This window comes from Serinicoccus sp. JS2-9 (assembly GCF_059025165.1).
Map to the genome: position 1 here is coordinate 820,333 of NZ_CM180091.1, position 11,540 is coordinate 831,872.

General features: G+C 70.7%; 8 protein-coding genes. 3 read left to right on the forward strand and 5 right to left on the reverse strand.

From position 1 onward, the window contains the following. Positions 1-5: 5 nt before the first annotated feature. Positions 6-2,159 carry an acyltransferase family protein gene (locus AC5PYY_RS04190; protein WP_493898538.1) on the forward strand — a complete coding sequence of 718 codons (2,154 nt, stop codon included), beginning with the start codon at positions 6-8 and terminating at the stop codon, positions 2,157-2,159. 10 nt (positions 2,160-2,169) lie between these two features. Here the strand turns inward: AC5PYY_RS04190 and AC5PYY_RS04195 are convergent, their stop codons facing one another. After that, the gene (locus tag AC5PYY_RS04195) at positions 2,170-3,267 is read right to left on the reverse strand and encodes an ATP-grasp fold amidoligase family protein (protein WP_493898539.1); all 1,098 of its coding nucleotides are present in this window, start codon (positions 3,265-3,267) and stop codon (positions 2,170-2,172) included. 235 nt (positions 3,268-3,502) lie between these two features. Here AC5PYY_RS04195 and AC5PYY_RS04200 point away from each other — a divergent pair, with 235 nt between their 5' ends. Together AC5PYY_RS04200 and AC5PYY_RS04205 are read left to right on the forward strand one after the other, a co-directional pair. Beyond that, positions 3,503-5,167: a glycosyltransferase gene (locus AC5PYY_RS04200; RefSeq protein WP_493898540.1), complete on the forward strand. Its 1,665-nt coding sequence runs from the start codon at positions 3,503-3,505 to the stop codon at positions 5,165-5,167. 20 nt (positions 5,168-5,187) lie between these two features. After that, positions 5,188-7,377 (forward strand): glycosyltransferase family 4 protein, encoded by a 2,190-nt coding sequence (locus AC5PYY_RS04205; RefSeq protein WP_493898541.1) that lies wholly within the window; start codon positions 5,188-5,190, stop codon positions 7,375-7,377. 3 nt (positions 7,378-7,380) lie between these two features. Here AC5PYY_RS04205 and AC5PYY_RS04210 read toward each other — a convergent pair whose 3' ends face one another. The 4 genes from AC5PYY_RS04210 to AC5PYY_RS04225 are packed head-to-tail and all read right to left on the reverse strand — an operon-like array spanning position 7,381 to position 11,537. After that, complete coding sequence (locus AC5PYY_RS04210) at positions 7,381-8,511, reverse strand: glycosyltransferase (protein WP_493898542.1); 1,131 nt, start codon at positions 8,509-8,511, stop codon at positions 7,381-7,383. Next, a complete protein-coding gene (locus AC5PYY_RS04215) occupies positions 8,508-9,398 on the reverse strand; it encodes an ABC transporter ATP-binding protein (protein WP_493898543.1) in 891 nt (296 codons plus the stop codon). The genes AC5PYY_RS04210 and AC5PYY_RS04215 overlap by 4 nt, the downstream gene beginning before the upstream one ends. Continuing rightward, positions 9,385-10,254, reverse strand: coding sequence for an ABC transporter permease (locus AC5PYY_RS04220; RefSeq protein ID WP_493898544.1), 870 nt, complete (start codon positions 10,252-10,254; stop codon positions 9,385-9,387). The genes AC5PYY_RS04215 and AC5PYY_RS04220 overlap by 14 nt, the downstream gene beginning before the upstream one ends. A 23-nt stretch (positions 10,255-10,277) precedes the next feature. Then, a complete protein-coding gene (locus tag AC5PYY_RS04225; protein ID WP_493898545.1) occupies positions 10,278-11,537 on the reverse strand; it encodes a nucleotide sugar dehydrogenase in 1,260 nt (419 codons plus the stop codon). Positions 11,538-11,540 lie beyond the last annotated feature (3 nt).

Consider the following 11,540-nt stretch of genomic DNA (forward strand, 5'->3'; position numbering starts at 1 on the left):
GGCAGATGAGCGTGCCGGCGCGCCGGCAGGGTCAGGAACGACAGGGGGCGCTGCGCGGCGACATCGAGGGCCTGAGGGCCATCGCCGTCTTGATGGTGCTCCTCTATCACGTCGAGCTGCCGTGGATCCCGGGCGGCTTCGCCGGGGTGGACGTCTTCTTCGTCATCTCCGGCTTCCTCATCACCAACCTGCTGGTCAAGGAGGCCAGACGGACGGGCACCATCTCCATCCGCACCTTCTACGCGCGTCGCGCCCGACGGTTGCTCCCGGCGGCGACCGTGGTGCTCGTCTTCACTGCGGTGGCGGGCTTCCTCGTGCTCGGTTCAGGCCGCCGTGCCGAGTTGGGATCCGACGTGGTCGCGGCGGCGCTGTACGTCGTCAACTGGGCCCTTGCCTGGCGGTCGGTCGACTACCTCGCTGAAGACAGCACCCCCTCGCTGGTCCAGCACTACTGGTCGCTGTCGGTCGAGGAGCAGTTCTACGTGGTGTGGCCCCTGCTCATCCTGGCCGCACTGGCGTGGGGGGCCCGCTCCCGCACCCGACCGACCCGCCTCATGGGCGTCATCCTCCTGTCGGCATCCGGGCTCTCGCTCCTGTGGTCGATCTTCCAGACCTCAACCTCGCCGCAGACGGCGTACTTCGTCACCACGACCCGGGTCTGGGAGCTCGGCATCGGAGCCCTGCTCGTCTTCCTGACCCCGCGCCTGATGCGCATGGCCCACGGCCTGGCCGCGCCGATCGCGGGCCTCGGCGTCGTGGCCGTGGGCGTGAGCGCCTTCGCGTACTCCTCCGCCACCCCCTGGCCCGGCTACGCCGCCCTGCTGCCCACGGTCGGCACGGCCCTGGTCATCGCCGCGGGCCTGCGTTCACAGGAGACGGTCGTCGCCCGCGCGCTCGGAGTGCGACCGATGCGGTTTATCGGGGGCCTGAGCTACGGCCTCTACCTGTGGCACTGGCCGCTGCTGCGGCTGCTCGAGGAGGCGAGGCCGGGGTCTGGGCTTCCCGCCAGGCTGCTGGTCGCGGTGCTCGCCGTGCTGCTGGCGTGGATCACGCTCCGGCTGGTCGAGGACCCGATCCGGTTCAGCCCGGCCCTGAGCCGTCGCCCTCGCAACGCCCTCCTGGTCGGGGCCCTCGGGATGGCCCTCACCTGCGTGGTCGGAGGGGCGGTCTGGCTCCGGGCACCCTCCGTCCAGGACCTCCCCTCGACCAGCCAGGGAGCCCTCGCCCTGGTGCAGGAGGGAGTGCAGAACGGTGCCGACCCCAGCCTGATCTCGGACCCCGCGAGCGTCTACCAGACGAGCGGCGAGGTCTTCCCGGCGCCGGGAGCGGCGACGCTGGACGTACCGTCGGCCTACGGCGACGACTGTCAGGTCCCGGAGAGCGAGGTGAAGGTGCCTCGCGGCGGCGCCTGCGTCTACGGAGCCGACGATGCCGACACCGTCGTGGCCGTGGTCGGAGACTCCAAGATGCTCCAGTGGCTGCCCGCCCTGATCCCGATCGCGGAGCAGGAGGGATGGCGGATGGTCATCTACACGAAGTCGGCGTGCGGCTTCACCTCCGGCGGGCAGTACGACGAGTGCCATGCCTACAACGACGCCCTGCGGGACCACCTCACGCGCCCTGAGAACGTCCCGGACGTCATCCTGACGTCTCTGGGGGATCCGTGGGTCTCCATGGGCGATCGGCTGGTCGACAACCTGCGTCCGCTGCAGGACCTGGGCTCCACCGTCGTCTTCGTCGCCGACAACCCGTACGCCAACGCCGAGGAGACCGCGGGCGAGTCGACCTGGTACGAGTGCGTGGAGCGGCACCCCACCGACTACGGCGTGTGCTCCTACCCGGAGACCCCGGGCCGGGGGACACCGGCGCTGGAACGCGCGCACGAGCAGCTGGACGGATCACTCTTCGTGGACCTGAGCAGGTGGATGTGTCCCCCGGACACGGCCGTCCCCGGTGCACGGGACGACGAGGCTCGCTGTCCTTCGGTGATCGGTGAGGTCCTCCTCTACCGGCAGGGCTCGCACCTCACGGCGACGTATGTCCGCACCATGACCCCGCTGCTGCACCGGGCCCTCATCCGGGAGGGCGTCGCCACGACCCCGGAGGACCAGGTCGACTGGAGCGTGGCCACGGTCCAGGACGGCGAGGGATCGCGCTAGCCCCGCTCACTCAGGCAGACGGCGGCGGCGCGTCCGCGCTGGGCGTCCGGACCTCGTGAGGACCGTGCGTGATCCGGTACTCCCGTGAGGTGCGCAGGTCGGCAGCGAGCCGCGACGCCGCCCGCTCCCACTCCTTCCCCAGTCGCTGGTCATGCTCCGGCACGTACGCCTGCTTGCCCCCGGGGGTCAGGGTCACCTCGCCGAACCACACGGCGTCCGGGAGGTCGTACAGGTCGATGCGGGAGAAGGGCAACGGGAGCGCGCGGGACAACCTTCGCGCCACGTCCACCACCTCGGACAGGCGCTCCGGCACCGGCACACCAGGATCCACGTCCTGGTCCAGACGTACCTTCCCGAGGTCCGCGCCGCGGGCGTCCACGAAGCGTCGGCGAGCGGTCGAGGTGACGGCGTGCCGCTCGACGCCGCGGAGCAGGATGTGGCCCACGTCACCGTAGAAGGTGTAGACCTTGAGGTCGTGCGGCAAGGACCCGGGCGAGCGAGGGTCGACCATGAGCTCCTCCGCGAAGAACGGTGGCCGCAGAAATCCCTTCTCGAGCCTGGTGCGCAGCAGGGTTCCGAAGTGCTCGGCCGTCCGGGGGGCTGTGTGCCCGGACAGGTGGTACCGGTCACCCACCCTGCGCAGGGGGAGCACGCCGAGGCCCGAGGACCCACCGTCGGACTTCAGCACGAACGTCTCCGGCAGGTCGTGCCATGCGATCTCCTCCGGCGTGGCCCACAGTCCGAGCACCGAGGGGACACGCACCCCGTGACTCTCGGCGAAGCGGTACATCAACAGCTTGCGGTTCATCCCGAAGCGCACGTCGGACTCGTCACCCCGACGGCGGGTGCGATCCAGATCCCGTGCCCAGGCCGCCAGCTGGCCGGCGAAGCTGGGAGCCCGTCGGTCCCGCGCCGCGGCGACAGCCGCGCGCTCCCGGTCGACGTCGGCAGCTGCCTCGGCGAGCGAGCGCTCGGCGGCTTCGAGGCGCCCACGCAGGGTCCGCATCTCCTGTCGCTGTCTGGCGATCTCCTCGCGCAGCTCGACGATCCGCGCCTCGCGCCAGGCGATCGGTGGGAGGGAACGCGCCAGCGCTCGTATGCGGTTCACAACCTGCTCCTGTCCGTGAAGGCCTCGCGCACGACGGCGTGCCCCGGAGGGCAGCGGCACCCGCGGGTCTAGTATTGCGGCTGCGTCCCCAGCCTCGTCTCGCGGGATGGAACACCGCTCATCGGCTCGGAGGGAGCACTGCATGGACGACGCCGCCCGGACCAGACCGCGGGGGGCGCCGGAACAGCCGCGATCGGACGGTGGGGGGCGGCCGTTCCTCTCCCGCATGATTCGCGTGGCACGACGCGCGCGTCCAGGCGGCGACGCTGCGGCCGACTCGGGTCCAGAACCGGCCGAGGACCTCCGGACTCTCGTCGAGAGCAGCCTCAGGAGCAACCCCACCGGCGATCCGCGGCCCGTCACCGATGCCCGGGTGGCGTTCGTCGGCGGGCCCCGCCTGCGCGCCGGTCTCGCGTGGGAGTGGGATCAGCTGGAGCCGGAGGGTGAGGACTGGCTCCCCGACCTCAGGGCGCGAGGCGCCGCGATCCTCGTGGTCGAGGTGCACGGCGACACCGTCGTCGGGACGTCCGGGTCACCGTCGGCCCTCGAGCTGGCGCGGAGGGCACGGGACCTCGGCCTGCCGGTCGTCGCCTGGATCACCGGAGGATGCCGACCCGCACCGAGCGCCGCCCTCCGGGATGTCGGCGCCGTCGTGTTCTGCGCGGAGCCCCACTGCGCCTCGGGCAACCGCTCGCTGCTGCCGGCGACCCAGCCGCGCCTGCAGTCACCCGTGCATGCCCCCGGGCAGGAGCGTCCGGGGAGCATCGTCACCCTGTCCGCGGGCGGCGACGCGGCCGAAGCGCTGGCTGCCCGACACCCGGAAGGACTGGTGCAGGACTGGGGCTCCGACCCTGAGCACCCGCTCCCAGACGCGGACGTCCCGCTGCTCTCCCGCTACCACGTCCTGGCCGACATCGGCGAGCGAGACGTGGCGGACACCGGCGCGGTCCTGGACGCCCTGGCCAGCCGGACCGCCGTCGTGACGAATCCTCGGAGGGCGGCCGTCCTGCCTCCCGACCTCCGAGAGGTCGTCCATGCGGTCGAGGCCGACGCCGTTCACCGCCAGGTCGGGGCGCTCGTCCAGCAACCCGAGTACCGGGACCGCATGACGCACCGAGGGCTGCGGTCGATCCTCCAGGGACACACCTACGCCGACCGCGCCCGCACGGTCCTGGACGCGGTCGACCTCCCCTCGCGGACCGAGGCGCGGACAGTTTCCGTGGTCGTCCCGACGAACCGGACCCACGAGATCGACAACATCGTCGACAACGTCGCGCGGCAGCAGGGAACGTCAACCGAGCTGGTCCTGGTCGCGCACGGCATCGACGTCGAGGAGTCACGGCTCCGGGCGCGGGCCTCAGCCCTTGGGCTGGACGAGGTGACCGTCCGCCAGGTCGACGGGTCCCGCACGCTCGGCGCGGTGCTCAACGTCGGCCTCGAGGCGGCCTCTGGCGCCTACATCGCCAAGATGGACGACGACAACTACTACGGCCCACGCTTCCTGGCCGACCTCGTCGACGCCTCGGTGCATACCGGCGCCGAGATCACAGGGAAGTGGGCGCACTACGTCTGGCTTCGCTCCAGCGGCGCCGTCGTGCTGCGCTTCGAGGGCTACGAGAACGCCTTCCACCGGCTGGTGCAGGGCGGTTCCATCGTCGCGACCCGTGACGTCGCGCTCGACCTGATGTTCAGCGACATCCCGCGGGCTGTGGACTCCGACTTCCTGAACCGGGCCATGGCTGCCGGCGTACGCACCTACTCGGGCGACAGGTTCAACTTCGTCAGCATCCGCGGGGCGGATCGTCAGGGCCACACCTGGAAGGTCGATGACCTGGTCTTCCTCACCGGTGCGGGACGGGTCGTGACCTACGGTGACCCCCGCGAACTGGTCACCGTCTGAAACAGGAGGAGTCCCCCCAAGTGAACCCGATCTCTCGACGACTGCGGCGTGGGCGCCGTCGACTGACCGCAGGCCTGGCCTCGCGCGCCCCGGTCCACGTGGGACCGGAGCTCTGGACCGACCTGGTCGCGGAGACGCGACTGCGACGGGCGGCACGGCACATCACCAGCGACCCTGACCTCACCCTCGAGATGATCGGTCCGCTGCTGGAACACGCCCCCGAGCCGCGGACGCTCCTCCTGGCCGCCCGGACCTACGAGCAGATGGGCGACTCCCGCCGTGCGGTCGGCCTGGCCCGCGCCGCATCCGAACACCCCGCTCACACCGTCCAGGTCCTCGCCGACCACCGGCAGATCGCGCAACGGACCGGGCATCTCGAGGAGCTCCCCTGGATCGTGGCCGCCCTCACCAGGACCCCACCACGCACCGCCGGTGAGGCGGCGATCGTCAGCGAGTCGTTGCGGGGCGCACCGCAGGAGGTGCTCGAGTCCTTCGCGGCCACCGCCGCGGAGGCTGGCCCTGGTGAGGTGGACGCTCAGGAGCTCGCGCAGGAGCTGCTCGCCGAGGAAGAGCTCGTGGCCGCCCATGCCGCCGGACCGCAGGCCTTCGACGACGTCGTGGAGCGGGTGCTGACCAGCCGCCGGCGAGCCATCGCCGTGGTCACGAGCGCCCTGGTGCGTCGGCGGGCCTGGCAGCAGGTCGCCGACTTCGTCGCCGTGACCCCGGGCAGCCAACGCCTGGGGCCGCAGGCGACCGGGGCCTTCCCCACCCGCGAGGTCACGCACGCCGCAACGACCGCGCTGCGTGCCGGTCATCCTCGTCCGGCAGCGATGCTCGCGGCGCGCGCGCTGGCCGCCAACCCGCGCTCCCGGACCGCGGCCGAGACCTTCACCTCCGCCCAGGATCAGCTGCGGGTCGTCCGGGACAGCTGGTCGCCTCCACCGAGCCGGGAGCAGCCGGAGTACGAGCCCGACCAGAGGTCCGCGCTGGCCGTCCTTTCGCAGTCGATGCCTCATACCTCCGGTGGGTATGCCACGCGCAGCCACGGCATCCTGACCGGACTCGCCGCAGGGGGACGCCACATCGAGGCGGTGACACGGCTCGGCTTCCCGTACGACCGGTGGTCCGACCGCGCCACCCAGGTGCCGTCGTCGGACGTGGTCGACGGCATCGTCTACCACCGGCTGCTGGACCGGCGGCGGAGATACCCGCAGCATCCAATCGCCGACTACGTCTCGGAGAGCGCCGAAGGGATCGCGGATCTGGCACGGTCTCAGCGTGCCGCGCTCATCCACGCCTCGAGCTTCTACGTCACCGGCATGAGCGGCCTCGTCGCGGCCCGGCGGCTCGGGATCCCGTTCCTCTACGAGATGCGCGGCCTGGAAGAGTTGATGAAGGTCTCCCGGGACCCCGACTTCGCCGGCTCGGGCCGCGAGGCCTTCCTCGACGTCGTGGAGACCGGAGTCGCCAAGGAGGCGGACGCGGCCCTGATCATCACCGAGGCTCTCCGCACCGAGATGATCGCTCGCGGGGTGGACGAGGATCGGGCCTTCGTCGTGCCGAACGGCGTGCACGCGGAGCAGTTCCAGCCGCAGCCACGCGACCGTGACCTCGAGGCCAGGTTCGGCTTCGAGGGCAAGACCGTGATCGGGTATGTGGGGGGGTTGGTCGACTACGAAGGCGTCGAGCTGCTCCTCGATGCGGTGGCCCGCCTCCGCGCCGGTCATCCGGACGACTTCCGCGTCCTCATCGTCGGCGACGGCCCGCACGAGAAGGTCGTCCGCGGCGCGGCTGTGGCGAACCAGCTGCTCGACGTCGTGACCTTCACCGGCAGGGTGCCGCACGCGCAGGTGGGGGGATACCTCTCGCTCATCGATATCGCGCCGTTCCCACGGCAGCCGCTGCCGGTGTGCGAGATGATCTCGCCCATCAAGCCGTTCGAGTCGATGGCCATGGCGAAGGCCGTCGTCCCGTCGGACGTCGCCGCCCTCGCCGAGATCGTCGAGGACGGCGTCACGGGCCGTCTCTTCCGCAAGGGCGACCCGGACGACCTCGCCCGCGTGCTGTCCGAGCTCATCGGGGATGCTGAGCAGCGCGCCCGGCTCGGTGACGCGGCGCGGGAGTGGGTCGTCCGCGAGCGCGACTGGGCGAGCATCACGCGCACGGTGGACGCGATCTACGACGAGGTGCTGCGTCGGCGGGGGATCTGACCGCTACCGGGACCGGGCCACCCGCTCCAGCTCGCCCACGAACTCCTCAGACCTGACCGACCAGTCCAGCTCGCGGCGGACCAAGGCGTGGCCCCGGCGACCGATCTCCCGGGCGCCCGCCGGGTCGGCGGCCCACGCGAGGAGGTGGTCGACGGCGGCGTCCACGCCGTGGAACGGCACGACGACACCTCCCCCGCTGCGCTGGACCAGCTCGACGGCCCTCGGCAAGGGCGTTGTGATGACCGGGAGACCGTGGGCCATGTACTCCACCAGCTTCGTCGGCATGCTGGGTCGGAAGTTCGCGATGTCGTGCAGGAGTGAGAGACCGGCGAGCGCGCCGTCCAGCCGGGCGAGCGCCCGGTCCGCGGGCACGAATCCCGTCCACGAGAGCTTGCCCGCGTCGACCGCCTCACGCAGCAGAGCACCGGACGACCCGTGCGCTGGGCCGATCAGCTCCAGGTGGACGTCTCCGGACGTCGTGGTCGCCAGGGCTGATCCCAGGGCCATCAGTTCGCGCACCCCCCGTTCCTTGGTCAGGCTGCCCAGATACACCACCCTGAGCCGGCCGTGCTGGTCCGGTTGAGCGGCGAGAGGCGCCTGAGGGGGCACCGGGGTGGTGTTGGGGATCACTACGTGCGGACGTCGGAATCGACGGGCGTAGTCATGGTCCGCCAGGAGGAGGTTGAGCCGGGACTCGGCATGCCGCTCCAACCTGAGGACGGACCACGCAGCCGCGGGACGCACGGCCCGCGGCAGCCAGGGACGCACCGCCACGGCTGCCGCGGTGTCCTCATGAACGTCCCACACCACCGGTGGCAGGTGGAGACCAGCGGCGGCGAGGACGAGTTCAGGGTCGTGGAGCAGCACCACGTCGTGACGCGGGCCCTCCTCGGCGAGGACGTGCCGGGCCGAGCGCAGCGCGGCGAGGCGGCGACGCCCGGTGGCCCTCTCGACGTCGAGCAAGGTCAGCCCGGCGGCCGGCTGGTCGAGTTCCAGGGCGAGGTCGAAGCCGGTGTAGGGAGCCGCGTAGGTGACGGTCCAGCCAGCCTCGAGGAGCGCGGCCAGCTGCCGGTGGTAGATCCTCGCGTCGTGCGGGTGGTGCACGACGGTGAGCACGAGGATGCGACGGGTCATTCAGGACGCCCTCGCATCGGGTTTCGGCTCCGGGCCCTGGGGGGGTCGGCCCCCCTGGGCTCGTCGTCCGACGGCGCCTTCTGCCTGGCCGGCTTGGCCTTCCCTGCACCCTTCTTGCGTCCGAACTTGGCGGAGTAGGCGTCGACCACCTCGTCGACGGGCCCGTCCATGATGAGCTCGCCCTTCTCCATCCACAGCGCGCGGGTCGAGATCTCCTTCATCGTCGCGGCGTTGTGCGCCACCAGGAAGACGGTGCCCGCCTGCTCCCGGATCTGCGCGATGCGCTCCGTGGCCCGCGCCTTGAACTCCGCGTCGCCGGTGGCCAACGCCTCGTCCACCACCAGGATGTCCGGGACAGAGGCCGTGGAGATCGCGAAGCGCAGCCGAGCCGCCATGCCGGAGGAGTAGGAGTTCATGGGCAGATCGATGAAGTCACCGATGCCGGAGAACTCGACGATGTCGTCGAAGCTGGCGCGGGCCTGAGCCGGGCTCATCCCGAGGGCCTGGCACCCGATCATGACGTTGCGGGCCCCACTCAGCTGCTTCATCAGGACCGCGTTGACCCCGAGCATGCGCGGCTCGCCGGACAGCCACAAGGTCCCGCGGGTCGGGGGCACGAGCCCCGCGACGGTCCGCAGGAGCGTGGACTTCCCCGAACCGTTGCGACCCACGAGGCAGATCGACTCGCCGTGCGTGGCCATGAAGGAGACATCCTTGACCGCCTCGACCTCGCGGACGCCGACCGCCTTGGTCCCACGGCCGACTGCCCGACGCCACCACGCGTGCTGATCCTGCTCCCGGTATCCCGACCCCGCGCCGAAGACGCGGTAGGTCAGCCCCAGGTGCGAGGCGATGACGGTCGGCGTCCCAGCCTCACGCCCGGCCATAGTCACCCTCCCCACGCCAGAAGACGACGGTCCCCACCACCAGGAAGATCAACGCCCACGCACCGCTCACGACCCAGGTCTCCCACCGCAGGGGAGCCGACTCCAGCAGCGTCTCGCGCACCATCGTCAAGGAGATCGCGACGGGCTGATACTCCAGCAACACGCCCCAGATGCCACTGGCGTAGGCCGAGATGCTGAAGAAGACACCGCTGACGTAACGCAGCATCCGGACCAGGAGCGGGATGAGGTTGCCGGTGTCTCGCACGGCGTGCAGCACCCGGGCCAGGATCATGACGACCCCAAGCAGCATGGCGACCACGATGAAAATGGCCACCGGGAAGAGCAGCCATTCCAGGCTGGGCTGCTCGCCCGTGAGCAGGGCGATGACGATAAGGATCGCGAAGGCCGGGAGGGCGTGGAGCAACTCGGCCAACGTGACCGCACACGGGAGGATGATGCGAGGGAAGCGCAACGATCGGACGATCGCCATCCGACCGATGATGGCCCGCGATCCCGCGGTGAGCGCCCCCGCGAAGAAGATGAAGGTGAAGAGGCCGGCGGTGAGGAACAGGACGTAGTTGTCCGTACCATCCGTGGTCTTGAGCAGCTGGCCGAAGATCAGGTAGTAGGCCCCGCCGAGCAGCAACGGGTTGAGGACCGCCCAGAGCATCCCTAGGTAGTTGTTCTGGTGCCGCGAGATGAAGTCGCCCTCCGCGAGGGCGACGACGAAGTGCCGGCGCCGCCACACCTCCCGCAGATACCCACCCAGGGAGGGCCGGAGACCGACCTGCTGCATGCCCTGGCTCCGTGCGAGCGCCTCGACATCGGCGGCGCTCCACGACGTGAGATCCCTCATCGGGACCTTCTCCCCCGGCGACGTCACAGGCGAGCTACCTTCTCGCCCTCCTCGGCGACCCCGCGGGTGTCGAAGAAGAGGGCGGAGGCTGCGGCGAGCCCGGCCACGTCGTAGTCGCGGTGGTTTTGCACCAGGATGGTCAGGTCGGCATGGCGAGCCGCCGCCACCGGGTCCTCCACCCGGACGGCATCCGGGACGTCGCGCCAGTCCTCGACGTGGGGGTCGTGGAACTGCACCGTGCCGCCCTTGGCGCCCAGCTGCTTGGCCAGCGGGACGGCGGGAGACTCCCGCTGGTCGGCGATGTTCGGCTTGTAGGTCACGCCCAGCAGCAGGACGGTCGCGCCGTTGAGCGCCTTGCCCTCAATGTTGAGCAGGTCCTGAGCCCGGCTCACGACGTACGCCGGCATCTGGGAGTTGATCTCCTGGGCCAGCTCCACGAAGCGGAACGGGTAGCCCAGCCGGGCCCGCACGTTGTAGGACAGGTAGTTCGGATCGATCGGGATGCAGTGTCCGCCGACCCCTGGGCCCGGGTAGAAGGCCTGGAAGCCGAAGGGCTTGCTCTTGGCGGCCTCGATGACGTCCCAAAGGTCGATCCCGAGCTCGTGGCAGAAGCGCGACATCTCGTTGACCAGGGCGATGTTGATGTGTCGGTAGGTGTTCTCCAACAGCTTGGCGGTCTCCGCCTCACGGGTGCCCTTGGTGCGGACCACCGTGTCCACGAAGGCTCCGTAGAAGGAGGCCGCCGCCTCGCTGCACGCGGGGGTGTGGCCCCCGACGACCTTGGGTGTGTTCTTGGCGCCGAACCGCTCGTTACCCGGATCGATCCGCTCTGGCGAGAAGGCGAGGTGGAAGTCCTTCCCCGCCTCCAGCCCACCCGCCTCGAGGGCCGGTCGGACGACCTCGTCGGTGGTGCCGGGGTAGGTCGTCGACTCCAGGATGACGAGCATCCCGGGCTGCAGCTGGCGGGCGACCGCGCCCACCGCGGACTCGACGGCGCGCAGGTCGGGGCCGCCCTCCTCGGACAACGGGGTCGGGACGCAGATCACCGCTGCGGCCGCCTCGGCGATCCGGGACTCGTCCGTGGTGGCCTCGAACCCCGCCTCCACCATCTCTGCGACGTCCTGGTCCGACAGGTCGTCGACGTGCGAGCGTCCCGTGTTGAGCGCATCCACGACACCCTGGTTGACGTCGAAGCCGAGAACCTGTCGGCCAGCGCGCGTCGCTTCCTGGGCCAGCGGCAGGCCGACGTAGCCCAGCCCGATGATGACGGCATCGAATGCCACGTG